At 76.1% G+C, this 23,163-nt stretch carries 25 protein-coding genes and 1 tRNA gene; 10 read left to right on the forward strand and 16 right to left on the reverse strand.

Annotation, left to right across the window (positions count from 1 at the left end; genetic code table 11):
* On the reverse strand, nucleotides 1–1,369 hold a 1,369-nt coding region (locus E9565_RS11635; protein WP_236835168.1), incomplete at its 3' end, for a protein kinase.
* Nucleotides 1,366–3,030: a protein kinase gene (locus E9565_RS22950; RefSeq protein WP_308196122.1), complete on the reverse strand. Its 1,665-nt coding sequence runs from the start codon at nucleotides 3,028–3,030 to the stop codon at nucleotides 1,366–1,368. The genes E9565_RS22950 and E9565_RS11635, both read right to left, overlap by 4 nt.
* A gap of 372 nt (nucleotides 3,031–3,402) precedes the next feature.
* Between E9565_RS22950 and E9565_RS11645 the strand changes: the two genes are divergently transcribed.
* Entirely contained in the window at nucleotides 3,403–4,179 is a 777-nt protein-coding gene (locus E9565_RS11645) for an enoyl-CoA hydratase-related protein (protein ID WP_236835174.1), read from the forward strand.
* Between the two features lie 64 nt (nucleotides 4,180–4,243).
* Here E9565_RS11645 and E9565_RS11650 read toward each other — a convergent pair whose 3' ends face one another.
* A complete protein-coding gene (locus tag E9565_RS11650; RefSeq protein ID WP_236828431.1) occupies nucleotides 4,244–4,549 on the reverse strand; it encodes a hypothetical protein in 306 nt (101 codons plus the stop codon).
* A gap of 41 nt (nucleotides 4,550–4,590) precedes the next feature.
* Between E9565_RS11650 and E9565_RS11655 the strand changes: the two genes are divergently transcribed.
* On the forward strand, nucleotides 4,591–5,229 hold the full coding sequence (locus E9565_RS11655; protein WP_236835176.1) for an MBL fold metallo-hydrolase: 639 nt from the start codon (nucleotides 4,591–4,593) through the stop codon (nucleotides 5,227–5,229).
* 25 nt (nucleotides 5,230–5,254) lie between these two features.
* Here E9565_RS11655 and E9565_RS11660 read toward each other — a convergent pair whose 3' ends face one another.
* The 3 genes from E9565_RS11660 to E9565_RS23230 form a co-directional block, all read right to left on the reverse strand.
* Nucleotides 5,255–5,521, reverse strand: coding sequence for a GlsB/YeaQ/YmgE family stress response membrane protein (locus tag E9565_RS11660; protein WP_236828429.1), 267 nt, complete (start codon nucleotides 5,519–5,521; stop codon nucleotides 5,255–5,257).
* 173 nt (nucleotides 5,522–5,694) lie between these two features.
* Nucleotides 5,695–6,135, reverse strand: coding sequence for an SRPBCC family protein (locus E9565_RS11665; protein WP_236828428.1), 441 nt, complete (start codon nucleotides 6,133–6,135; stop codon nucleotides 5,695–5,697).
* A 31-nt stretch (nucleotides 6,136–6,166) separates the two neighbouring features.
* The gene (locus E9565_RS23230) at nucleotides 6,167–6,895 is read right to left on the reverse strand and encodes a GntR family transcriptional regulator (protein ID WP_236828427.1); all 729 of its coding nucleotides are present in this window, start codon (nucleotides 6,893–6,895) and stop codon (nucleotides 6,167–6,169) included.
* A 159-nt stretch (nucleotides 6,896–7,054) separates the two neighbouring features.
* Between E9565_RS23230 and E9565_RS11675 the strand changes: the two genes are divergently transcribed.
* Nucleotides 7,055–7,627, forward strand: coding sequence for a TetR/AcrR family transcriptional regulator (locus E9565_RS11675; protein WP_236828426.1), 573 nt, complete (start codon nucleotides 7,055–7,057; stop codon nucleotides 7,625–7,627).
* A 93-nt stretch (nucleotides 7,628–7,720) separates the two neighbouring features.
* Here the strand turns inward: E9565_RS11675 and E9565_RS11680 are convergent, their stop codons facing one another.
* Nucleotides 7,721–8,998, reverse strand: coding sequence for a metallophosphoesterase (locus E9565_RS11680; protein ID WP_236835178.1), 1,278 nt, complete (start codon nucleotides 8,996–8,998; stop codon nucleotides 7,721–7,723).
* A gap of 150 nt (nucleotides 8,999–9,148) precedes the next feature.
* Nucleotides 9,149–9,769 (reverse strand): CYTH domain-containing protein, encoded by a 621-nt coding sequence (locus tag E9565_RS11685; RefSeq protein ID WP_236835180.1) that lies wholly within the window; start codon nucleotides 9,767–9,769, stop codon nucleotides 9,149–9,151.
* 63 nt (nucleotides 9,770–9,832) lie between these two features.
* On the opposite strand from E9565_RS11685, the gene E9565_RS11690 reads away from it, so the two are divergent.
* Together E9565_RS11690 and E9565_RS11695 are read left to right on the forward strand one after the other, a co-directional pair.
* Nucleotides 9,833–10,795: an endonuclease/exonuclease/phosphatase family protein gene (locus E9565_RS11690; protein WP_236835182.1), complete on the forward strand. Its 963-nt coding sequence runs from the start codon at nucleotides 9,833–9,835 to the stop codon at nucleotides 10,793–10,795.
* A 93-nt stretch (nucleotides 10,796–10,888) separates the two neighbouring features.
* On the forward strand, nucleotides 10,889–11,701 hold the full coding sequence (locus E9565_RS11695; RefSeq protein ID WP_236828422.1) for a DUF2382 domain-containing protein: 813 nt from the start codon (nucleotides 10,889–10,891) through the stop codon (nucleotides 11,699–11,701).
* 5 nt (nucleotides 11,702–11,706) lie between these two features.
* Here E9565_RS11695 and E9565_RS11700 read toward each other — a convergent pair whose 3' ends face one another.
* From E9565_RS11700 to E9565_RS11730, 7 genes are all read right to left on the reverse strand, one after another.
* Nucleotides 11,707–12,468 carry a nitrilase-related carbon-nitrogen hydrolase gene (locus tag E9565_RS11700; protein ID WP_236835184.1) on the reverse strand — a complete coding sequence of 254 codons (762 nt, stop codon included), beginning with the start codon at nucleotides 12,466–12,468 and terminating at the stop codon, nucleotides 11,707–11,709.
* A complete protein-coding gene (locus tag E9565_RS11705; RefSeq protein WP_236835186.1) occupies nucleotides 12,465–13,646 on the reverse strand; it encodes a pyridoxal phosphate-dependent aminotransferase in 1,182 nt (393 codons plus the stop codon). The genes E9565_RS11700 and E9565_RS11705 overlap by 4 nt, the downstream gene beginning before the upstream one ends.
* A 36-nt stretch (nucleotides 13,647–13,682) precedes the next feature.
* Nucleotides 13,683–13,898, reverse strand: a complete 216-nt coding sequence (locus E9565_RS23235; RefSeq protein ID WP_236828419.1) for an RNA-binding S4 domain-containing protein — start codon at nucleotides 13,896–13,898, stop codon at nucleotides 13,683–13,685.
* A 4-nt stretch (nucleotides 13,899–13,902) separates the two neighbouring features.
* On the reverse strand, nucleotides 13,903–14,628 hold the full coding sequence (locus E9565_RS23240) for an MOSC domain-containing protein (protein WP_236828418.1): 726 nt from the start codon (nucleotides 14,626–14,628) through the stop codon (nucleotides 13,903–13,905).
* Nucleotide 14,629: 1 nt separating this feature from the next.
* A complete protein-coding gene (locus tag E9565_RS11720; RefSeq protein WP_236835187.1) occupies nucleotides 14,630–15,547 on the reverse strand; it encodes an aldose 1-epimerase family protein in 918 nt (305 codons plus the stop codon).
* 137 nt (nucleotides 15,548–15,684) lie between these two features.
* Nucleotides 15,685–16,038, reverse strand: coding sequence for a hypothetical protein (locus E9565_RS11725; protein WP_236835189.1), 354 nt, complete (start codon nucleotides 16,036–16,038; stop codon nucleotides 15,685–15,687).
* A gap of 80 nt (nucleotides 16,039–16,118) precedes the next feature.
* Nucleotides 16,119–16,601: a GNAT family N-acetyltransferase gene (locus E9565_RS11730; protein ID WP_236835191.1), complete on the reverse strand. Its 483-nt coding sequence runs from the start codon at nucleotides 16,599–16,601 to the stop codon at nucleotides 16,119–16,121.
* A gap of 77 nt (nucleotides 16,602–16,678) precedes the next feature.
* Here E9565_RS11730 and E9565_RS11735 point away from each other — a divergent pair, with 77 nt between their 5' ends.
* The 4 genes from E9565_RS11735 (at nucleotide 16,679) to E9565_RS23245 (ending at nucleotide 21,964) form a co-directional block, all read left to right on the forward strand.
* Complete coding sequence (locus tag E9565_RS11735; RefSeq protein ID WP_236828414.1) at nucleotides 16,679–17,842, forward strand: acyl-CoA dehydrogenase family protein; 1,164 nt, start codon at nucleotides 16,679–16,681, stop codon at nucleotides 17,840–17,842.
* A gap of 88 nt (nucleotides 17,843–17,930) precedes the next feature.
* The gene (locus E9565_RS11740; RefSeq protein ID WP_236835193.1) at nucleotides 17,931–18,398 is read left to right on the forward strand and encodes a DUF1707 domain-containing protein; all 468 of its coding nucleotides are present in this window, start codon (nucleotides 17,931–17,933) and stop codon (nucleotides 18,396–18,398) included.
* Nucleotides 18,399–18,522: 124 nt separating this feature from the next.
* Entirely contained in the window at nucleotides 18,523–18,900 is a 378-nt protein-coding gene (locus tag E9565_RS11745) for a nuclear transport factor 2 family protein (RefSeq protein ID WP_236835195.1), read from the forward strand.
* A gap of 220 nt (nucleotides 18,901–19,120) precedes the next feature.
* On the forward strand, nucleotides 19,121–21,964 hold the full coding sequence (locus E9565_RS23245) for an EAL domain-containing protein (protein WP_236835197.1): 2,844 nt from the start codon (nucleotides 19,121–19,123) through the stop codon (nucleotides 21,962–21,964).
* Between the two features lie 60 nt (nucleotides 21,965–22,024).
* Here E9565_RS23245 and E9565_RS11755 read toward each other — a convergent pair.
* A tRNA-Leu gene (locus E9565_RS11755) sits at nucleotides 22,025–22,110 on the reverse strand.
* 174 nt (nucleotides 22,111–22,284) lie between these two features.
* On the opposite strand from E9565_RS11755, the gene E9565_RS11760 reads away from it, so the two are divergent.
* Nucleotides 22,285–23,103 (forward strand): DUF3662 and FHA domain-containing protein, encoded by an 819-nt coding sequence (locus E9565_RS11760; RefSeq protein WP_236826833.1) that lies wholly within the window; start codon nucleotides 22,285–22,287, stop codon nucleotides 23,101–23,103.
* Nucleotides 23,104–23,163 lie beyond the last annotated feature (60 nt).

The raw sequence follows: 23,163 nt of genomic DNA on the forward strand, positions 1-23,163 counted from the left end.
CCTCACCCCCGCCGTCCCCGTCGTCGTCCGCCTCGTCGCCGCCGCCACCGTCCCCGACCGGTACCGGGACGGGGGCCACCGGCTGCTCGGGCGCGGGCGCGACCGGGGCGGGCTCCGGCTCCGGCGGCGCGATCGCGTAGGTGACCAGGACGACCGTGCCGGGGGCGACGGCGCCCACCGGCGCCAGCTCCAGCACGTGATCGGCGGGCACGGCGTCGCTCTCCCGGCCGACGAGCTCCACGCCCAGGCCGACCGATGCGAGCTCGGCCTCCACCTCGGCCACCGGGCGGCCGACGAAGTCGGCGGCGGCCAGCACCACGGGCTCCGGGGCCTCGCTGCTCCCGCCGCCGGCGTCGGCCGGGGCGTCCCCCCACACCTGGAGGGCGGCGATGCCCAGCCCCACGCCGACGACCAGCGCCACCAGCGGGGCGAGCAGGCGCAACCGGAGCGGCCGGGCCGCGGGCGCGGGCGCGGGCAGGACGTCGAGCGGCCGGGTGCCGGCCGGTCGGGCCACCGGCGGCAGCAGCCGGCCGGCGCGGACGTCGTCGACGGCGTCGCGGAAGGCGGCCCCGTCGGGGTACCGCTCGGCCGGATCCTTGAGCAGGGCCCGCTCGATCAGCGTGCGCACCTGCTCCGGGACGTCGGCCGGCAGCGGTGGCGGCTCCTCGCGCAGCTGGCGGAGCGCGATCTGCACCGAGTTGTCGCCGTCGAAGGCGCGGTGCCCGGCGAGGCACTCGAACCCGATCATGCCGAGTGCGTAGATGTCGCTGGCCGGCCCGGCCTTGCTGCCCCCGGCCTGCTCCGGCGAGAGGTAGTGCGCGGTGCCGACGACCTGGCCGGTCTGGGTGAGCGGCGCGCTCGCGGCGGACCAGGCGATCCCGAAGTCGGTGATCTTCACCGTGCCGTCGTCGCCGACCAGGAGGTTGCCCGGCTTCACGTCGCGGTGCACCAGGCCGGCGGCGTGCGCAGCGGCCAGGCCGGTCGCCGTCTGGTGCAGCACGTCCAGCGTGCGGTCCACGGCGAGGTGCCCCTCCCGGGCCAGCACCTGGGCCAGCGACTCCCCCTCGACGAGCTCCATGACCAGGTAGGCCAGCGCCTCGCCGTCGGCGGCGGTGGACTCGCCGTAGTCGAACAGCGCGGCGATGTTGCGGTGCGTCAGCAGGGCGCTGTGCTGGGCCTCGGCCCGGAACCGCGCGAGGAAGGTGGCGTCCCCGGTGTACTCGCTGCGCAGCACCTTCACCGCGACGGTCCGCTGCAGGACGACGTCGCGCCCCCGCCAGACCTGTCCCATGCCGCCGGTCGCGAGCAGCGACCGCAGCTCGTAGCGCCCACCGAGGAGGGTCGACGACGGCCGGTGGGGGGAGGTCACTGCTCCGTGGCGGGGCTCGTCGAGCCCGACGTCGGGGAGGCGCTGGTCTCGCTGGGCGTCGTGGTGGCCGTGGGCGTCGTGGTCGGCACCGGCTCCGTGCCGGTGGCGGTCGGGGCGGGGCTGCCCGGGAGGCTGGGCGTCGTCGTCCCCGTGGGGGTGCCGGTCCCGGTGCCCGTCCCGGAGCCGGTACCGGTGCCCGTACCGGTCCCGGTCTCCGTGCCGGAGCCGGTACCCGTGTCGCTGCGGGTCGTCGGTGCAGGCGCCTCGGTGGTCGGAGCGGCGTGGGAGGTGCCGGCGCGGTCGGCGGCACCGGTCACCGCCGGCGCCCGCGGACCGTCCCGCTGCTCCGGGGACGCGGCGTAGCGGACGAGCACCCGCTCGCCGGCGCGCAGCGGGCGCCCGGCCGGCTCGACCCCGGTGACGGCGTCCGGGTCGACGTCGTCGCGCACCTCGGCCCGCACGGTGACGGTCAGCCCCAGGTCGGCGAGCCGCTCGGCGACCTCGCCCACGGGCCGGCCGAGGAAGTCGGCCTCCTCCAGCACGATGCTGCCGTCGATCCGCTCCTCGGCCGCGGCGGCGGTGCTCGGGGTCCCGCCCTGGGTGAGCGCCTGGAGCAGCGTGGCGGTGATCGCGGCGCCGGCCAGCAGCCCGATGAGGGGCAGCAGCACGACCGCCAGCCGTCCGCGCCGCCGCGGGACCGGCGGGTGCGCCGCCCGCGCACCCGGGCGGCCGGACGGGGAGGACGCGCCCGCAGGCCGCCCCCGTCCCGGGCGGCGGCGCCGCGGCACGGCGTCCACGGTCACCGTGCCGGGGTCGGGACGGCGACCGGCCCGCACCGCGGCCACGGCGACGGCGAAGCTCGCGCCGTCGGGGAAGCGCGCGCCGGGGTCCTTCACCAGCGCGCGGGAGATCAGCGTCCGGACGCCGGGCGGCAGCTCGCCGGGCAGCGGCTCGGGCTCCTGCTGGACCTGCTTGAGCGCGATGGTGACCGCGTTGTCGCCCTCGAACGCCGGGTGCCCGGTGAGGCACTCGTAGCCGATCAGCCCCAGGGCGTAGACGTCGCTGGCCGGCGTCGCGTGCCGCCCCTCTGCCTGCTCCGGGGAGAGGTACTGCGGCGTGCCGATGACCTGCCCGGTGCGGGTGAGGGCGACGCCGCGCGCCGACCAGGCGATGCCGAAGTCGGTGATCTTCACCGTGCCGTCGGGGCGCACCAGGATGTTGCCGGGCTTGACGTCGCGGTGCACCAGGCCGGTGCGGTGCGCCTCGGCCAGGGCGGCGGCGGTCTGCCCGAGCAGCGAGAGGGTCCGGTCGGCGTCCAGCCGGCCCTCCCGGTGCAGCAGGGCCGACAGCGGCTCACCCTGGACGAGCTCCATGACGAGGTAGGCCAGGGTCTCCCCCGAGCCGTCGCGGGCCGTCTCCTCGCCGTAGTCGTAGACGGCGGCGATGCCCGGGTGGTTGAGCCCCGCGGCGTGCTGCGCCTCGGCCCGGAAGCGGGCGACGAAGGTGGGGTCGCCGGTGTACTCGCTGCGCAGGACCTTCACCGCGACCGGGCGGTGCAGGGCCACGTCGAGCCCCTGCCAGACCTGCCCCATGCCACCGGCGGCGATGAGCTCCTGCAGCTCGTAGCGGTCACCCAGGCGCCTGCGTCCTGGCTCCACCACGGGGGTCACTCCTCGTCCGTCCGGCCTGATGGCACAGGCCGTGGCGTCGCCGCACAGGGCCCGCGCACCGCCCGCACCCCTCCACTGTCGGTCCCGCGGGGCACCGGGCTCCGCAGAACGGGGACCATCGTCCACCACCCCCGAGGATGCCCTCTCCCGCCCCGTCCGTCCCACCCGCCACACCGGCGCGCCGGTTGCAGTTCGTGCAGGGAGGGCTACGCCGGCCGGTCCGGCGCCGACCGGGGACGTCGACCTGGGGCGTGGCCGACGACCTCGCCGCACACCGCGCACGCGGTCGCGCGCCCGCCTGGCAAGGTGATCGCCGACAGGGCCGCCGCGTGCGGCCGACCGCGACCGGAAGGCGGGGCGACGTTGACCGACACCGTGACCCGGGAGGACGCCGACGGCGTCGCGACCCTCACCCTGCTGCGCCCGGGCCTGACCCACGCCTCCCGTGCCGACCTGCTGGCCGCGGTGCAGGACGTCGCGGCGGACGGATCGGTGCGCGCGGTGCTGCTCACCGGTACCGGGCGCGCCTTCTGCGTCGGGCAGGACCTGGGCGAGCACCTGGCGGAGATGCAGGGTGGCGCGGAGGCCCCGCTGTCGGTGGTGGAGCAGGAGTACAACCCGCTGGTGCTGGCCCTGGCCGGCCTCCGGGTCCCGGTCGTCGTGGGGATCAACGGCGCCTGCGCCGGGGCGGGGCTCGGGCTGGCGCTCGCCGGCGACCTGCGGGTCGCCGCGGCCGGCGCGAAGTTCACCACCGCGTTCACCGGCATCGGCCTGTCCAGCGACTCGGCGCTGGCCTCCAGGCTCGTGCACAGCGTGGGCGGCTCGCGCGCCGCCGAGCTGCTGCTGCTGCCCGAGCCCTTCCTCGCCGAGACCGCCGCCGAGTGGGGGCTGGTGCACCGGGTGGTGGCCCCGGAGCAGGTGCTGCCGGAGGCGCAGGCGCTGGCGTCCCGGCTGGCCGCGGGGCCGACCGCTGCCTACCGGGCGGTGAAGACGGTGCTCGCCACCGCGGCCACCGACTCCCTGGAGGAGACGCTGGCGCTGGAGGGGCGGCTGCAGAACGAGGTCGGGCAGTCCGCCGACCACCGCGAGGCCGTCGAGGCGTTCCTCGCCAAGCGCGCCCCGCGGTTCACCGGCCGCTGAGGAGCCGCGTCGCAGCGGTCGTGCACCTGCCGCCGGGCGGGCGGATCCGGCCGGCGGCAGGGCGTCAGGGGATCACCGTTCCCGGCGACCGGGTCACCCGCGTGATCGCGGTGCACGCGGGGCAGACGTCGGAGGCCCGCGGCGGCCAGGGCTGCTCGGTGGTGACCCGGGCCAGGGCGCCGCAGACGGTGAGCTCGCAGGCGCTGTCCACCTCGGCCGGCGGCCGGTGCAGCTCCACGGCGTGCCACAGCGCGGCGGTCGGGCCGTGGGCGCGGCTGCGGGCGGCGGCGAACGCGGTGGTCTGCACCATCATGGGGACGACGTCGGCAGCGCGGCCGCCGCGGGTGACGGCCCGCGGCCGGGAGCTCACCCCGACGGGTGAGGCCGTCGGGCGGGGTGCAGGATCGGGGCATGGAGCTCACCAAGCACGGGCACGCCTGCGTGGTCCTCTCCGACGGCGAGCGGCGGCTGGTCATCGACCCGGGCGCGTTCACCGACCCGGTGGCGCTCGACGGCGCGACGGCGGTGCTGGTCACGCACGAGCACCCCGACCACTTCGTCCCCGACCGGCTGCGGGCGGCGCTCGAGGCCACCCCGTCGCTCGAGGTGTGGACCAACCGCTCGGTGGCGGCCGCCCTGGAGGGGGCCGGGAGCCGGGTGCACGTGGTCGGGGCCGGTGACGCGGTCACGGTCGCGGGCTTCGAGGTGCAGGTGCACGGCGAACTGCACGCCGAGATCCACCCCGACCTCGCCCGGGTGGCCAACATCGGCTTCCTCGTCGAGGGGCAGGTGTTCCACCCCGGCGACGCCTTCACCGTGCCGGGGGCGCCGGTGCCGACCCTGCTGCTGCCGCTGCACGCACCGTGGTCGCGCACGGCCGAGGTCATCGACTACGTGCGCGAGGTGCACGCCGACCAGGCGTTCGCGGTGCACGACGGGCTGCTCAACGAGACCGGGCTCGGCGTGCTGAGCGGGCTGCTCGGGGAACGCGGCCCCGGCACCCCGACGCCCTACGCGCGGCTGTCACCCGGGGAGTCCGTCGAGCTCTGAGCCCGGCGGCCTCCCCGGGGCGCGGTCAGCGGACGGCGCCGCGCTTGTTCTTGCCGGCGATCCCCTCGGCGACGCCGATCAGCAGCACCGCGGCGACGACGGCGAGCACGAAGCCCAGCACGTTGAGCTCCCAGATGTCACCGGTGCCGAAGAACTGGGCGATCAGGCCGCCGATCAGCGAGCCCACGAGGCCCAGCGCCAGCGTGGCGAAGATGCCGAGGTTCTGCTTGCCCGGGACGATCAGCCGCGCCAGGGCGCCGATGATGAGGCCGGCCACGAGAAATCCGATCATGCTGCTCTCCTCCGTTCGCCGGCGTCGCCGTCGTCCCGGCATCGGACCGGGGCGCGACGCCGGAGCGCTGCGGAGTCCTCTACCCGCGCAGTTTGCGGTGATGCGTCATTCCCTCGATAGAGGTGGCGGTCACTGCCGGGCACGAGGTAAGGACGAGCCGCCACCGGCGCAGGTCAGCCGCGCCCGCTCGCCTGGGCGACGTGCGCGGGCACCTTGGCCAGCTCGGCGTCGACGGTGCGCTGCACCAGCCGGCGGACGGCGTTCCGCGTCAGCCGGTGGAACACCCGGCTCCCACCCGTCGGCTCGTGCCCCACGGTGATCGTCACCCGGGTGCCGCCTCCGGCGGTGTCGGCGAGCTCGATCTCCGTCGTCCACGTCTCCGGCGTGAGCTCCAGCCGGGTGCCGACGCGCGACCGCGGCTCCCAGGTCACGATCTCGCCGCGGGGTGCGCCCGGTCGCGGTTCGGCGCCCGCGAGCTCGCCGGGCGCGCAGATGAAGGTCGTGCCCACGCGGGGCGGTCCGGAGCGCTCCAGCACGTAGGAGACGTCGCAGACGGCGCAGTAGGGCTCGAGCACCGCCAGCGCCCGCCAGACCTCCGCACGGCGCTGCGGCACCTCACGGCTCCCGGTCGCGGTCGTCAGCACCTCAGCGGCCTCCCACCGAGACCTCGAACTCCACCTGGCTGACGTCGGGGCGCAGCCGGGAGAAGCTGTGCACCTGCGGCCGCCCCTCGCTGTCGCGCACCGTCGTCCGCACCACCAGCAGCGGCGAGCCCGCGACCACGCCCAGCGCCTCGGCCTCGTCCGGCGCGGCGGTGCCGACGTCGACCACGATGCGCGCGTGGGCGAGGTCCGCGGAGTACTCCCGGCGCAGGTAGTCGTAGAGCGAGCCCTCGCTGAAGTCGGCGTCGACCGCCCCGGGGTACGCCTCGGCCGGCAGGAAGCTGTGCGCGACGTGGTTCGGCGTGCCGTCGACGCTGCGCAGCCGCACCAGCTCCACGACGTCGGACGCCGGTTCCAGCCGGAGCTCGGTGGCCACGGCCGCCGGCACGGGGACGACCCGCTGGGTGAGCACCGTGGTGCCGACCTGGGCCCCCTGCTCGGTCATCACGGAGTTGAACCCGGCGATGCGGTGCACGAAGCTCTCGCGGTACTCGTGCCGGATGGCCGGGCGGGTGACGTAGGTGCCCCGGCCCTGCTCCCGCACGAGGTGCCCGTCGGCCACCAGCCCGTCCACCGCCCGCCGCAGGGTGATGCGGCTGACGCCGTACTCGGCGCAGAGGACCGGTTCGGGCGGCAGCAGCGTCAGCTCGGGCAGGGCGGCGACCCGGCGCCGCAGGTGCTCGCGGACCGAGAGGTACTTCGGTCCGGCCACGGGGTTCACCACGGGGTCAAAGGTACTGGCCGGAGAGACGTCTGGTCGTCATGTCGTATGAGACGTCACGTCCACGTACCCCGGACGGGTCGGTAACGGCCGGATCTCAGCTGGGGGCCGCGGCTGGCGACCACCGGACCGGCGACCGATGATCGCCGGGTGACGGACGCACCGGACTGGCGAAGGCGCAGGTGGGAGGCGACCCACGAGCGCATCTTCCAGACCGCCGTGGGGCTGTTCGAGACCCACGGCTTCGACCAGGTGAGCGTGAGCCGCCTGGCCGAGGCGGCGGGCGTGTCGGTGCCGACCTTCTACGCGCACTACCCGAGCAAGGAGCACGTGGTGATGCGCCTCGTGGCGCCGGAGCAGGTCGCCGCGCTCATCTCCGCGCAGCCGGCCGAGCTGCCCCTCGCGGTGCGCATCCGCCGGGCGGCGGTCGAGTCGCTGACGGGGATCGGGGCGGAGGCGCGCGACCAGCTGCACAAGCGCTGGCAGATCATCGCCGGGAGCAGCACGCTGCGGAACCGCGCCGGGGAGTTCGACCGGATCACCGCGACGATGGTCGCCCACGCCTGCGCCGACGGGGACCGCCCGCGGCCGGCCGACCTCGTGGTGGCCAGCGCCTACCTCGCCGCCTACACGACGGGGTTGCTGACCTGGGCCGACGGCGACGGCGAGCACACCCTGGAGGAGTGCATCGAGGCCGCCTTCGACGTGCTCGCCCAGGCCTGATCCCGCGGCACGACCGCCCCGCGGGTCCAGCCGCGCCGGGGGACGTCGAACCGCGCGCGCACGCGGCTCCACGTCGTCCGGAGCGGCTCGACGTCAGCGTCCGGGCGCGCGGAGCTCGACGACCGTGATCTCCGGGCGGGCCCCGATGCGCATCGGCGGGCCCCAGTAGCCCGCTCCCGAGGTGACGTACAGCTGGGTGTCGCCGTGCCGCGACCAGCCCTCGACCGCGGGCTGGTCCAGCCGCACCGCGTAGTCGAAGGGCCACAGCTGCCCGCCGTGGGTGTGCCCCGAGAGCTGCAGGTCCACCCCGGCCGCCGCGGCCTGCGCCACCTGCACCGGCTGGTGGGCCAGCAGGACCACCGGCGTGCTCTCGTCCCGCCCGTCCAGCGCCGCGTCCAGGTCCGCGCCGTGGCCCGGCAGCCCCGAGGAGGCCGCCGTCCGGTCGTCGATCCCGGCCAGGTCGAAGGAGGCGCCGCCGCGGCGGATCGCCACCCGCTCGTTGCGCAGCACGTCCACGCCCAGCGTCGGCAGGTGCCGCATCCAGGCCTGGGTGTCGACGAAGTACTCGTGGTTGCCGGTGACGAAGTAGACGCCCTGCTCGCTGACCAGGTCGGCCAGCGGGGCGACGTCCTCCCTCAGCTCGTCGACGCCGCCGTCGACCAGGTCGCCCACGATGGCCACGACGTCCGGGCGCTGCTCGTTGACCAGCTCCACCACCCGCTCGAACCGCCGGCCGCCGTAGGTGGCCGACAGGTGGCCGTCGGAGAAGGTGACGATCCGGAGCCCGTCCAGCGCCGGGTCCAGCCCGCGCAGGGTGATCGGGACCCGCCGCACGACCGGCGCGGAGTTGGCGAACCAGGCGCCCGTCCCGGCGGTGCCCAGCGCCACCGCGCCGGCGGTGACCGCCAGCCCCCGGGCCAGGAAGCGGCGCCGGTCGACGGCAGCGCCGCCCTCCCCGGCGGCCCCGCGCTGCCCATCGCCGTCCTCCCGGACGGCACCGCGGCCAGGTGCCGTCCCCCGGTCGACAGGAGCCGCTGCGTCGTCCCATCCCGGACCCCTCCGGGGCCCGCTCGGGACGGCCTGGCGTGCGACTTCCCCGTCACCGCGCCGGATCCGCAGGTTCCCCAGGAGGCGGACCGGCTCCAGGATGACCAGCGCGAGGACGGCGTACAGGGCGACGCCGAGCCAGCTGTAGCCGATCCAGCTCAGCGGTGCGGCGGCCTCGATCGGGAGGAAGCCGCGGGAGAGCACCGCCGCCACCGGCAGCACGGCCAGCACCACGGTGAGCACCGTCAGCAGGCGGCGCAGCCGGCCCGGCGCCGTGGTGCTCCGGACCAGCCGGAACCACAGGTAGGCGTGCAGCAGCGCCACGGCCAGCAGGACGACGGTCCCGAAGCCCAGCAGGCCGATGAGGGACAGGGGGACCTCCGGGCTGGGAAGGAGCGGGGCGGGTCCGGTCGGTGCGCGCGCCGGTGCAGAGGATGGACGACCGGCTGCGGCGCGGCGTTCCCGGGGGTGGGGTCAGCCGCCGCCCAGTCGGGAGTAGAGCGCGAGCGCCAGCTTCGATGCGCGCGGTGACGGGCGCGCACCGGCGGCGAGCAGCACCTCGCCCACGGCGGCGAGGACCGCTTCCGGGCCGTCGACGAGCTCGACCTCCAGCTCCCGCCAGCTGCGCACCTCGGGCGCCGCCCCGGCGTCCCCGGGCACCGTCGCCGTCACCGCGTCGTCGGCCAGCTCGGCCAGCACCCGGCCCGCGTCGTCGCGCAGCACCGTCACCACCCGCCGGGTCCGCATCGTCACGACCGGTGCGGGCAGCTCCCCGGCGAGCAGGCCGTCCACCACCTCGAGGAGCTCGGCCGGCGCCACGTCGGTGCCGGCGGCCAGCGGCGCGTGCAGCTCGCGGCGGGCCGCGCCGGCGGGCAGCTTGAGGTGCCAGCCCTCGTCCGGTCCGCCGGTGCGGCGGCGCAGCGTGACCCGGGCGCGCACCAGCCGGAGGTCCGGGGTGTCGTGGTAGACGGCCGCCAGCTCGTGCACCACGGGTCCGCCGACGGCCGCGACGCCGGGGACCCCGTCGAGCCGGGGCACGGCGAACCCCGCGTCGACGTCGAACTTCCGCTCGATCTCGAGCTGCTCGGCGACCACGCGCCGACGGTAGGGCACGGGGCCGGGCGGCGGCTCCCCGGTGCCCTGGCTAGCGTGGCGGCCATGGCCCCGACCTCCGCCCGCCGGTGGGCCGTCGCGGCGGCCACGCCCTGGGCGGTGTGGGCCGCCCTGCGCCGCACCGGCGGCGAGCGGGGGTTCCCGCTGGTGCCCGCGCTGGCGTTCACCCCCTACGCCGCCGGCACCTCCGTGCTGCCGCTCGTGGTCGCCCTGCGCGCCCGGTCGCGGGCAGCGACCCTGCTCGCCGCGGGCGCGGGTGCGGTGCTCGTGGGCGCGGTGCGCTCGCACCGGGGCCGCCCCCCGGCCGCACCCCCGCCGGCCGGCCGGCGGGTGCGGATCGCCACGGTGAGCCTGCGGCGCGGGCTGGTCCCGCCCGAGCCCGTCGTCGACCTGGTCCGCCGGCACGCGGTCGACCTCCTCGCCGTGCAGGAGCTCACCCCCGAGGCGGAGCAGCGGCTGCTCGCCGCCGGGCTGGCGGAGCTGCTGCCGCACGCCCACGTCGTCCCGGCCCGCCCGGGCAGCGAGCCGGCGGCCTCCGGAGCGGTCTGGAGCCGCCTGCCCCTGGGCGCCCGGACCGTGGTGCCGGGCGGGTTCGAGCAGCCCGCGGTGCGGCTGCCCGGCGGGCCCGGGCCCGAGCTGGAGGTGGCCTCGGTGCACACCCGCCCGCCGGCGACGTCCCCGGACGCCGTCCGCGGGTGGGCCGAGGACCTGGCCGCGCTCCCCGGCCCGGAGCCCGCGGTCCTGCGGGTGCTGGCGGGCGACTTCAACGCCACGCTGGACCACGCGGCACTGCGCGCGGTGCTGCGCCGCGGGTACCTGGACGCCGCGCGCGCCGCCGGCCGCGGGCACCTGCGGACGTGGAGCCCGCTGCGCTGCCCCGTACCGCGGCTGGGCCTGGACCACGTGCTGGTCGACCCGCGGCTGGCCGTCGCCGGCTGCGACGTCGTCCCCGTCGCGGGCAGCGACCACCGGTCGGTCGTGGTCGACCTGGTGGTGCCCGGCGGCTGACCGCTGACCGGCGATGTTCACCGAGCCCGCCCGGTGGGCAGCCCTGACGGGGTGGCGCGCGGCCGAGCGCGCCCCACGGAGGGGAGCCGACCCATGTTGAGCCAGCACGAGGTCACCGCCGCGATCGGCAGCACCGCCTACGGCGACGGCGGCGACAAGCTGGGCACCGTCGAACACTTCTTCGTCGACGACCGGACCGGGGAGCCGACCTGGGTCGCCGTGACCACCGGGCTGTTCGGCACCCGGCAGTCGATCGTCCCGGCCCGCGAGGCGTCCTGGGAGGACGGCCGGTTGCGGGTGCCGGTCACCGCGGAGGCGGTGACGAGCGCCCCCGCCATGGAGGGCACCCACCTCGACCCGGGAGACGAGGCCGAACTGCGCCGCCACTACGGCCTCGCCGGGGAGCCGGCCGGGGCAGCGGGGGGCCGGCAGCGGGAGCGCGACGGCACCGGGGCAGCCGGCACCGGGGCACCCGGCACCGCGGGGCACACCCCTGGTGCCATGACCCGCAGCGAGGAGCGGCTCCAGGTGGGCACCGAGCAGGTCGCCGCCCGGCGGGTCCGCCTGGTCAAGTACGTCGTCACCGAGGAGGTGCAGGTGACGGTGCCGGTGCGGCGCGAGGAGATCCGGCTGGAGGAGGTGCCGATGGAGGGCACCGGGACGGCCGCCGACGACACCGCACGGGACCACGGCGTCGAGGAGTCGCTGGTGGCCGAGGGCACCGCCACCAGCGGGCTGCCGGACGAGATCGTGCTGCACGCCGAGCGGCCGGTGTTCGGCGTCGAGGTGGTGCCGGTCGAGCGTGTCCGGCTGCGGACCGAGGTGGTCGAGGGCCGGGAGACGGTGACCGAGCAGGTGCTGAGGGAGCAGATCACCGTCGACCGGGAGGACGCACCCCGGGCCTGACCGGCTCAGCCGCGCCGGTCGGCGAGGAACCGCAGCCGGTCGCGGGTGGCCGCCACCTCCGCGGCGTCGACGTCGGCGAGCACGATGGTCTCGCTGCCGGCGGCGGTCGCCAGCAGCTCGCCCATCGGGCTGATGATGCGGCTGTCACCGGTGTGCTCGGTGCCGTCCCCCGCGGTGCCGACGCGGTTCACCCCGACCACGTAGGCCTGGTTCTCGATCGCCCGGGCCTGCAGCAGGGTCTGCCAGTGGTGCCGCCGGGCGGCCGGCCAGTTGGCCACCACCACGTACAGGTCGGTCTCCAGCGCGGCGTGCCAGAAGACGTCGGCGAAGCGCAGGTCGTAGCAGATGAACGGGGTGATCCGCAGGCCCCCGAGGGTCAGCGTGACCGGCCCGTCGCCGGCGCGGAACCGCTCGTGCTCGCCGCCGTGGGTGAACGGGTGCAGCTTGCGGTACCGGTGCGTGGCGCCGTCCGGCCCGGCGAGGACGAAGGAGTTGTAGGGCAGCTCCTCCCCGGGTGCGATCTCCGGGCAGCTGCCCCCGATCCACACCCTGTGCTCGGCGGCCTGGGCGGCGAGGAAGGCCGCCGAGGGCCCGTCCTCGGGCTCCCCGATGCCCGGCGTCATCGAGAAGCCGGTGGAGAAGGTCTCGGTGAGCAGCACCAGCTCGGCGCCGGCCCCGGCGGCCCGGGCCACCTGGCGGGCCAGCCGCGCGAAGTTCGCCTCGCGGTCCTCCCAGACGATGTCGTGCTGCACGGCAGCCACCCTCATGCCAGCCTCCTCAGCCGCTCGACCGCCTCGGCGAGGACGGCGTCGCTCTTGCAGAACGCGAACCGGACCAGGTGCCGCCCCAGGACGGCGTGCTCCGGCGTGTAGAAGACCACGGTCGGGATCGCGACGACGCCCGCCCGCTCCGGCAGCGCCCGGCAGAAGGCCAGCCCGTCGCCGTCCGGCTGCACCCCGCGCACGTCCACGGTGGCGAAGTAGGTCGCCTGCGGGCTGATCACCGGCAGGCCGGCGTCCCGCAACCCGGTGACCAGGACGTCCCTCCGGTACTGCAGGTCCCGGGCGATGCCGGTGAAGTACGCCTCCGGGAGCTGCAGCCCGGCGGCCACGGCCGGCTGGAACGGCCCGGCGTTGACGTAGGTGAGGAACTGCTTCGCGGTGCGGACGGCGGCCACCAGCGCTGCCGGGCCGCACACCCAGCCGACCTTCCAGCCGGTCACGTTGAACGTCTTCCCCGCGCTGGAGACGACGAGGGTGCGCTCGCGCATGCCCGGCAGGGTGGCCAGGGAGACGTGCCGGGCACCGTCGAAGACCAGGTGCTCGTAGACCTCGTCGGTGACCACCGTGAGGTCGTGGCCGGTGGCGAGGTCGGCGAGCACGGCCAGCTCCTCGGGCGTGAGCACCGTGCCGGTCGGGTTGTGCGGGGAGTTGACCAGCAGGATGCGGGTGCGCGGGGTGACCGCCGCCCGCAGCTCGGCCTCGTCGAAGCTCCACGGGCCCACCCCGTCCACCGGCGGGTGCAGCGGCACCGGGCGCACCACGCCGCCGGCCATCGCGACCGAGGCGCTGTAGCTGTCGTAGATCGGCTCGAAGAGCACCACCTCGTCGCCGGGCTCGAGCAGCGCGAGCATCGCGGCGGCCAGCGCCTCGGTGGCGCCGGCGGTGACCAGCACCTCGGTGTCGGCGTCGTACGCGGTGCCGGTGCACCGCTCCCGGTGCGCGGCGACGGCGGCGCGCAGTTCGGGGATGCCGGGGCCGGGCGGGTACTGGTCGGCCCCGGTGCCGATGGCGGCGCGGGCGGTGTCGAGCACCTCCGGCGGGCCGGGGTAGTCGGGGAAGCCCTGCCCGAGGTTCACCGACCCGGTGGCGACGGCGAGCGCGCTCATCTCGGCGAAGATCGTCGTCCCGAAGCCGCGCAGCCGGGACGCCAGCGGTGCGGTCATGCGGCTCCCTCCCTGGGCGGTTCCACGTGGAACCGGTTACCTGATGCGGACGTCCTCGTGCCCCTCGATGGTGACGACGTCGCCGGAGCGCAGCTGCCGGCCGCGCCGGTCCTCGGGCTCGCCGTTGACCGTCACCGCACCCGAGAGCAGCACGTCCTTCACCTGGGCGCCGGTGGGGACGGCGTCGACGAGCTTGAGCAGCTGGCCCAGCCGGATGCTCTCCTCGCCGGGGCGGAGGTCGACGGTGTGCACGGGCTCAGTCTGCCGTCCGGCGCAGCTCGTCACCGACCCGGACCCGACCCGGGGTGACGACGGCGGCGCGCACGGCGAGCAGGCCCTCCCGCTCGCGGAGCACGGTCTTGAGCACAGAGGTGTCGCGCGCGATCCCGCCGGGCTGGGGCCGGGTGGTCATCACGCAGCGCGGGATGCCGGTGCCGAGCCGCAGCCGCGCCCCACCGAGATCGGCCTCCGTGCCGCGCAGCGCGTCCTCCCCGGCGCCGTCGAGGACCACGTTGGCCCGGAAGCGGCGGCGGTCCCAGGTGCCCAGCGTGCCGGTGGAGACCAGCGACAGCCGGATCCGCGGGCTGTCGTGGAAGGGGCCCGGTGCGCCCTCCCACTGCCGCCACTCCGCCGGATCGGGCTCGTCGTCGTCCACCGCGGACTCGTAGGTGGGGACGTCGGCGTCGTCGTCCGGTGCCGACCGCAGCTCCACCCGGCGGCCCAGCCAGCGCGACAGCACCGCCTCGTCGGCGGTGACGGTGCCGTCGGGCAGCACCACCTCGACGCCGCCGTCCGGCCGCAGCCGGGCCGCACCGAACAGGAGCTCGGGCACCCGGCGGGCGGTCAGCCCCAGGCCGGTGTCGCGGTCGAACAGCGCCCACCGCCGGTCGCCCGCCAGGCCGAGCGGGCCCACCTCGGCCTCGGTGATGCGCTCGCCCTGCAGCGACTTCACCGGGTAGCGCCACAGCTCGGCGACGCGCACCTCAGCCCGCCGGGGTCCAGGCCAGCGACCAGGTGCCGGCCCACTCCGCGCCGGGCTCGACCACCTGGAGGTCCACGCCGTCGGCCAGCGCGTTCGGCGGGCAGGTCATCGGCTCCACCGCGATGCTGCGCCGCCGCTGGCCCTCGGGCAGCGTGTCCCCGGTGTAGACCTGCAGCCACGGCCAGGCGGTGTCCGCGGAGACGGTGAGCTCGCCGGCGCTCCCCCGCAGCCGCACGTGCCACCAGCCGTCCCCGTCGCGCGCCAGGTCGGTGAGCGGCGTGTCCAGCGCGCGGTCGCCGATCCGGCCGACGTCGCCGTCGTACGGCCGTCGTTCCCCGGTCGGGAGCCCGCCGTCCAGGAGCAGCTCGGTGCGCGCCGGCACCGTCAGCTCCGCCTCGCCGATGTCACCGTCCTCGACCGCCCCGACCGAGAGGTAGGGGTGGAAGCCGGCCCCGACGGGCGCCGACCGGTCGCCGGTGTTGCGCACCCGCAGCGTGCTGGTGAGCCGGTCGGCGGCGAGGGCGTGGTCCACCGCGACGGCCAGCCGGAACGGGTAGCCCGGCTGCGGCTCGACCGTCGTCCCGACCGTGACGGACCCGTCCGCCTCCGCGAGCACCGTCCAGGGCTGCCAGGTGACCAGCCCGTGGATGGCGTGCGGCTCCTCGGGCGAGCGCACGTCGAGCTGCAGCTCGGCCCCCTGCCAGCTCCACCGGCCGTGCCGCAGCCGGTTGGGCCAGGGGACGAGGGTGGCGCCGCGCCAGCCGGGCAGCACCTCACCCGCCGGGTAGCCGTCGAGAACCTCCCAGGTGCCGACGGCGAGCCGGCGCAGCGTGCCGCCGCGCAGGTCGACGGCGAGGACGGCATCGCCGGCGGTGAGCTCCACCTCGGTGCGGTCGGTCTCGGGCCAGGCGTCGGGCATGCGGTCACCTCACCACACCCGGCGACGTGACCGCGCGCCGCGACGAGGTGCGCCGGATCGGGGTGCCCGGCGTCCCCGGAACCCCGATCTCGCGCCTCTCGCCACGTCAGGGGGGTCCCGGCACTCGGCGCCCCGGCTCAGGCGCAGTTCTCGTCGCCGTAGCCGGAGATGGTCCCGGCCGCGGTCAGGAACTCCTGGGCGTCCTCCTCGCTCAGCTCGCCGCTGGTCACCGCGCCCTCCAGGTCGCCGTCGGCCGGGAACATCTCGGCCATGAGGTCGACGGCCTCCTGCACCTCGTCCCCGGCCTCGTCCGGGACGACGTCGGCCAGCTCCTCGAGCTCGGCCTTGGCCCGGTCGGTCTCGTCCGACTGGATCTGGTCGATCGCCTGGTACTGCTCGCAGAAGTCCTCGATGCTCGCGCCGCCGCAGGCGGACAGCGAGAAGGGCAGGGCGGCCGCGACGGCGGCCACGGCGAGCGGGCGGATGCGCATGGGGGTCCCTTCGGCGATCGATCGGATCCCGGCGCCCGACCGCGTCTCCCCACCCTCACACAGCCGGCCGCGATCCCCCGTCAGCCCGGCGCGGGGAGGCCCGGTGCGGCGACCGCCCGCTCGAAGAAGAGGGAACCGGCCGCGTCGGGGTCCCCCACGTAGTGGCCGAAGGCCGCGATCGGCCGGTAGCCGACACCCGCGTAGAGGCCGACCGCCTCCGGCTGCAGCGGGCCGGTCTCCAGCCGAAGCGTCGTCCAGCCGCGGGCCGACGCCGCGTCCTCGAGCGCGGCGAGCACGGCCTTGGACACCCCGCGCCCCCGTGCGGCCGGGACGACGTACATGCGCTTGACCTCGGCCACGCCCTCCCCGAGCGCACGGAGGGCCCCGCAGCCCAGCGCCGTCCCGTCGTCGTCGCGGGCGAGCAGCACCACGGCGACGTCGGCCGCCGACGGGTGGGTCCCCGGCTCGTCCTTGCCGCCGTAGCGGGCGCGCACCTCGGTCTGCTGGTCGGTGGTGAGCCGCCGGACGTCGGGGTCGTCCCAGGCAGCCGCCTCGATGATCACGGGGACCGATCCTGCCAACGGCCCGCGCCCGCTCCCGGAGGTACCGTCCGCTGGACGCCCCGATGCGAAGGAGCACCGTGCCGGTCGACCGCGAACTGCCCACGCCCGAGGCCGAGGACCTGCTGGCCCTCACCCGGGAGATCGCCGATGCCGAACTGGCCCCGAAGGCGGCGGTCCACGAGCGCGAGGAGCGCTTCCCCCGCGAGGTGTTCCGCCTCCTCGGGGAGGCCGGGCTCATGGGGCTTCCCTTCCCCGAGGAGGTCGGCGGCGGCGGGCAGCCCTACGCCGTCTACCTGCAGGTGCTCGAGGAGCTGGCCGCGCGCTGGGCCACCGTGGCGCTGGGCATCAGCGTGCACACCCTGGCCTGCTCCCCCATCGCGAACTTCGGCACCGAGGCGCAGCGCCGCGACCTGCTGCCGGAGATGGTCGGCGGCACCCTGCTCGGCGCCTACTCGCTCTCGGAGGCGCACGCCGGCTCGGACGTCGCCGCCATGCGCGCCAGCGCCACCCCCGCCGACGGGGGCTGGGTGGCCCGCGGCGAGAAGGCCTGGGTGACCCACGGCGGGCACGCCGACTTCTACTCGACGTTCCTGCGCACCCCCGCGGACGGCGAGCGGGCCATCTCCTGCTTCCACCTCACCCCCGACCTGCCCGGCTTCGGCGCCGCGCGGCCCGAGGAGAAGATGGGGCTGACCGGCTCGACGACCGCGGCGATCCGGCTCGACGACGTCCCCGTCCCCGCCGACCGGCTGGTGGGCGAGCCCGGCCGCGGCATGGCCATCGCCCTGGGTGCGCTGGACTCCGGCCGGCTGGGCATCAGCGCCGTCGCCGTCGGGCTGGCCCAGTCGGCCCTCGACGTCGCCGTCGCCTACGCCGTGGAGCGGGAGGCGTTCGGCCGCCCGATCGCCGAGCACCAGGGCGTGCAGTTCCTGCTCGCCGACATGGCCGCCGCCGTCGAGTCCGCGCGCGCCACCTACCTCGTGGCCGCCCGCCGCAAGGACGCCGGCAAGCCGTTCTCCCGGCAGGCCAGCATCGCCAAGCTGGTGGCCACCGACGCCGCCATGAAGGTCACCACCGACGCCGTCCAGGTGCTCGGCGGCGCCGGCTACACCCGCGACCACCCGGCCGAGCGGTACATGCGCGAGGCGAAGGTCATGCAGATCTTCGAGGGGACCAACCAGATCCAGCGGATGGTCATCGGCCGGCACCTCACCGCCGGGGCGGCGCCGCCCGCGGGCTGACGGGTTCCACGTGGAACCGGTGACAGCTGTCAGTGGTCCTGGCGGGGGGCCGCGGCCCAGACTGGTGTCCCCGAACGAGGAGAGCACCGTGGCCGAGCCCCACCTGCGCGCCGCCGATTCCGACCGCGCCGCCGTCGCCAGCACCCTCGGCCGCGCCATGTCGGAGGGCCGGCTGACCGTCGCCGAGTACGACGACCGGCTCGCCCGGGCGTACGCGGCCCGCACCTTCGGGGAGCTCGCCGAGCTCACCGCCGACCTGCCCGCGGCCCCTCCCCGCCCCGCGCCGGTGCGGTCGGCGCACCCGGCGCCGGTGTGCGGCGGCCGCGGCTACGGGCGGCTCCAGCAGGTCCAGTGGGGCTCGTGGGCGAGCACCGCGGTGATCGTGCTGATGGTCTGGGCCGTGTCGTCGCTGGCGTCGCGCGAGCTCCTCTACTTCTGGCCGTTCTGGGTGATCGTGCCGTGGGGCGCGGTCCTGCTCCTGGGCCGGATCGCCGGCGGCGGCCGCGGCATGCGGCCCGGCGGCGGACGCGACCGGCAGGCGGTCGACGGCCGCTGAGCGGCACCCGGGGCCGGATCCGCCACGCGACGACGGGTGGGCGGGGCGCGACGGGGTAGGGCGCGACGTGGTTGGACGAACCCCGCCCGGCCGCACCGACGCCCCTGGAGGAACCGTGCACTCGATGACCGAGCGCTTCACCGCCGCGCTGCACACGCTCGACAGCGACCGCGACGTCGGGCCGATGCTCGAGATCACCGGTGAGGACGCCCGGCTGGTCAAGCTCGACGAGCACCACGAGACGTCCGGCAGGGAGGGCGCCCGGGTCTTCTGGGAGGACTACCGGAACGTCTTCGGCGACCTGGAGACGACGTTCACCCACTCCGTGATCGGGGAGAGCAGCGCGGCGCTCGAGTGGACGTCGACCGGCACGCTGCGCAGCGGGAAGCCGTTCACCTACCGGGGCGTCACGGTCATCGAGGGCGACGAGGAGCGGCTCACCGGCGTCCGCACCTACTACGACTCCGCCGCCTTCGTGCAGGGGACGAGCGGCTCGGCCTGAGCCCTCGTGAGGGCGAGGCACCGTGATGGCCCGTCGTCCCGCGCGGGGCCACCGGACCCTTGCGGGGGAGGCGGGCGCATCCGGGGCCTCAAGCCGGGACGCGATCGGTCGATACCCGGTGCGAAGGGCTGAGCTCCCGGGCCGGCTCCGGCACCGGGCCGGACGGGACGGGACGGGGGGGACCGTGGGCGGGACGAAGGCACTGGCGGGGACCTCCACGGTGACCACGCGGCTGCTGCTGCGGGTGGTCGCCGCGCGGGGTGGCGAGAGGGCCGTCGAGCGCGTGCTCGACCGCGCGGGTCTGGCGGACCGGCGGACACCGCTGCAGAGCCTCCGCGGCCGGGTGACGTACCCGGAGAAGCTGCGGCTGTTCGACGCGGCCGCCGAGGAGCTCGGTGACCCGCGGGTCGGGCTCGCACTCGGCGAGGCCGCCATGTCCGACCCCGCGGTGAGGGCGCTGCGGCGGGTGCTGACCACGTTCGGCTCCCCCGCCGGGCTGCTCCGCCAGGTCTCGCGGATCTCCACCCGCCTCGACACCGCCGCGGTGTTCCGCTGCGAGTCGGCAACGGACGGGAAGGCACGGCTGAGCTGGCGGGTGCTGCCGCCGCACCACCCGGGTCGCGTGGACTGCGACTACAACATCGGGATGCTCCGCAAGGCGCCGGTGCTGTTCGGTCTCGAGCCGGCGGTGGTCGAGCACTGGGCGTGCCAGGCCGACGGGGCCCCGCAGTGCGAGTACACCGTCACCTGGCAGGAGCAGCAGGCACGCTCCCGCTGGCGCGGCCGCGGCCGGTACCGCCGGGTGTCCCTCGGCGCGGTCCACGCGCCGGTCGCGGACGCGGAGGAGCGGCTGCGCGACCTCCAGGAGGCCGCCACCGACCTCTTCAGCGGGGATTCGCTCGCGGACACCCTCGACCGCGTCGCCGAGCGTGCGGACCGCGCGGTGCACGCCCCGGGCTACGTGCTCGACGTCCGCCTCCCCCATGGGCAGCGGCACGTGCGCTCCCGCGGCCTGGGCTCCTCCGCGCTGGCCGCGCTGGGCGACCAACGGCTCGAGGTCGGCTGCCGGGAGGTCGGCGGCACCTCCGTCCTCGCCGTGCCGGTGACCTCCGGGACGAGGGACTACGGCGTCCTCGCCGTCGTCGCCTGGCCCGGTCAGGCGACCTTCCCCGGTGACGTCCAGCTGCTCACCGCCTACGCCCGGCACGCGGCGGCCGCCATCGAGATGGCGGCCACCCTCGCCGAGGCGCGCGAGCAGGAGGAGACCGCCCGCCTGCTGCTCACCGTCGCGCGGTCGCTCGCCGGACGCCGCGAGGCTCGCCAGATCGCCCGGACCATCGCCGACGCCGTGCCCAGCCTCTGCGGTGCCGACCGCGCCGCCGTCGCGCTGTGGGACGCCGGGACCCAGTCCGTCCGGATCGCCGGCCTCAGCGGCTGGCCACCGGAGCTGGCCGAGCGGGCCGCCGGCTTCGTGACGAGCACGGAGGACAGCCGAGAGCTGTGCGAGCTGATCGCCGTGGGCGCCCCGATGCTCGTCGACCGGTCGAGCTCGCCGTGGGCCGACGCGGTGCTGGGCGACTTCGGCGTCACCGCCATGGGCGGGGTGCCGATCAAGGTCGACGAGCGACTCGTCGGGATCGTTCTCGCCTATTGGGCGCACCGCGCAGCACCGACCACGCTCGACGACGGGACCACCGAGCGGATGTGGGGGCTGGCCGGCCTGGCCGGCGTGGCGCTGGACAACACCCAGCTGCTCGACGACATCCGGCACCAGGCCGCACACGACCCGCTCACCGGCCTGCCGAACCGCGCCTTCCTCCTCTCCGAGATGCAGACCGCGCTGAGCCAGCCGGCCGGCCACATCGCCCTGCTCTTCTGCGACGTCCGCCGGCTCAAGCGCGTCAACGACAGCCTCGGGCACGGCGCTGGTGACGAGGTGCTCGCAGAGGTCGCGCGGCGACTGCGCTCGGCGGTCCGCGACCAGGACACCGTCGCCCGGTTCAGCGGGGACGAGTTCGCCGTCCTGCTGTCCGGCACGTCGGGGCCCGGCGCCCGGGAGGTGGCCGACCGGATCCACCGGTCCCTGGCGGCCCCGGTACGGACGGGGGACGACGAGGTCTTCGTCGACCTGGCCATCGGCCTCGCCGTGGCCGAGTCGTCCGGGGGGCTGCCCGACGCCGCCCGGGACCTCGCGCACGACCTGCTGGAGCGCGCCGAGGAGGATCTGCACCGCAGCAAGTCCGGGTCCCCGGGGCCGCCGGAGCAGCGGGTACGGGAGCACCTGCGCCTGGAGACCGACCTGCACGGCGCGGTGGAGCGCGGGGAGGTCGTCGTGCACCTGCAGCCGCAGGTCGACCTCGCCACCGGACGGGTCGTCGCCGTCGAGGCTCTCGCGCGCTGGCAGCACCCAGCGCTCGGGCCCGTACCGCCGGATTGCTTCGTGCCCATCGCCGAGGCCAGCGGTCGCATCCGCGAGATCGGCGACCACGTGCTCCGCGAAGCCTGCCGGACCGTCGCGGACTGGCGGTCGGACGGGCTGGAGCTGGAGGTGGCCGTCAACGTCTCCGCCGTCCAGCTCACCGATCCGGACTTCGCCGCATCGGTGCAGCGCGTCCTGGCCGAGACGGGGTTGCCGGCGCGGTCGCTGACGCTGGAGGTGACCGAGAGCCAGGTGCTCACCGAGGTCGCCACCAGCCACGGCCACCTGGAACACCTCCGCGCACTCGGCGTCGGGATCTCCGTGGACGACTTCGGGACCGGGTACTCCTCGCTGGCCCAGCTCCAGCGGCTGCCGGTGAGCGAGCTGAAGATCGACCGGTCCTTCACCTCCCAGCTGACCGGGTCTGCGCCCTCCTCCCCGCTGGTCGCCGGGATCGTCGGCCTCGCCCACGGCCTCGGCCTCCGCGTCGTCGCCGAGGGCGTGGAGACGTGCAGCCAGGCCGAGGCGCTGCAGGGCATGGCCTGCAGCCGGGGCCAGGGCTACCTGTTCGGCCGTCCTGCCGAGCCCGCCGCCGTCCGCGGGCTCCTCCTCGAGCGCGCGGGCAGCGCCCCGGCGCCGCGCTGAGCAGGTGACCGCCCGGACACGACAGCGGCCCCCGGGAGATCCCGGGGGCCGCTGTCTGCCTGGTGGGCAAGGGGGGAGTTGAACCCCCACGTCCTTTCGGACACACGGACCTGAACCGTGCGCGTCTGCCATTCCGCCACTTGCCCTGGCGAGGGAGAACAGTAGCAGCCGCGCGGCGGTCCGCCGCCGAGGGGTGCCGCCGCGGCGCACGCGGACACGACGTGTCGGGCGTCGCGGCTTCCTGGGCGGTCAGCCGCGCCCGGCCCGGCTACGATCACGGATGGCAGAGCGGGACGTCCGGCGAGCGCAGAGGAGCGACTGTGGGTGTGCTGCAGCGCTTCGAGCGCCGGCTCGAAGGGATGGTCGGCCTGGCCTTCGCCCGCCTCTTCAAGGGCAAGGTCCACCCCGCCGAGATCGCCAAGGCCCTCCAGCGCGAGGCCGACGAGCAGCGCTCGATCCTCGGTGAGGGCCGGGTCCTGGCGCCCAACGTCTACGTGGTCCGCCTCGGCGAGACCGACTACGAGCACCTGGGCCAGTGGTCCGACCAGCTGGCCGGCGAGCTCGCCGACATGGTCACCGAGCACATCGAGGACGAGGGCTACCAGGTCTTCGACAAGGTCACCGTCGCGCTCGAGCGGGACGACGAGCTGACCACCGGCGTCTTCGAGGTCAGCTCCCAGGTCGCCGACCCGGCCCGGCCGCACGTGCGCGCCGACGCGCCCCCGCTGGCCTCCGTCCCGGTGCCCGGCCACCCGCCGCTGCCCCCGCTCCCACCGCTGCGCGGGCGGATGGCCACCGACACCGGCAAGCAGAACCCCTCGGTCGTCGGGCGCGCGGGCTCGCGGACGACGGTGACGCACGTGCTGGTCGTCGACGGCCCGGGCACCCGGCACGAGCTCTCCACGGGCCGCAACGTCATCGGCCGCGGCACCGAGGCCGACATCCGCATCCCCGACACCGGCGTCAGCCGCAAGCACGTCGACGTCGTCCTGGACGGCGACGTCGCCACCGTGGAGGACCTGGGCTCCACCAACGGCACGCTGGTCAACGGCCGGCGGATCAACCGGCAGCCGCTCAGCGACGGCGACGTGATCCGCATCGGCCACTCGGTGCTCGTCTACCGGCAGGACGGGGCGTGACCGGGCCCGTGCGGTGGCCGCCGGGCCGGATCCGGGAGCAGCCGCTCCGCCGCGGTGCCG

The sequence above is a fragment of the Blastococcus sp. KM273129 genome, from assembly GCF_021698995.1.
In the GTDB taxonomy this organism is placed as follows: domain Bacteria; phylum Actinomycetota; class Actinomycetes; order Mycobacteriales; family Geodermatophilaceae; genus Blastococcus.

Coding starts and splice junctions, on each gene's coding strand:
- E9565_RS11690 (WP_236835182.1), top strand. CDS start 9,833: ATGGCCCCGACCTCCGCCCGCCGGTGGGCCGTCGCGGCGGCCACGCCC.
- E9565_RS11700 (WP_236835184.1), bottom strand. CDS start 12,468: ATGAGGGTGGCTGCCGTGCAGCACGACATCGTCTGGGAGGACCGCGAG.
- E9565_RS11720 (WP_236835187.1), bottom strand. CDS start 15,547: ATGCCCGACGCCTGGCCCGAGACCGACCGCACCGAGGTGGAGCTCACC.
- E9565_RS11660 (WP_236828429.1), bottom strand. CDS start 5,521: ATGATCGGATTTCTCGTGGCCGGCCTCATCATCGGCGCCCTGGCGCGG.
- E9565_RS11745 (WP_236835195.1), top strand. CDS start 18,523: ATGACCGAGCGCTTCACCGCCGCGCTGCACACGCTCGACAGCGACCGC.
- E9565_RS11695 (WP_236828422.1), top strand. CDS start 10,889: ATGTTGAGCCAGCACGAGGTCACCGCCGCGATCGGCAGCACCGCCTAC.
- E9565_RS11705 (WP_236835186.1), bottom strand. CDS start 13,646: ATGACCGCACCGCTGGCGTCCCGGCTGCGCGGCTTCGGGACGACGATC.
- E9565_RS11655 (WP_236835176.1), top strand. CDS start 4,591: ATGGAGCTCACCAAGCACGGGCACGCCTGCGTGGTCCTCTCCGACGGC.
- E9565_RS11725 (WP_236835189.1), bottom strand. CDS start 16,038: ATGCGCATCCGCCCGCTCGCCGTGGCCGCCGTCGCGGCCGCCCTGCCC.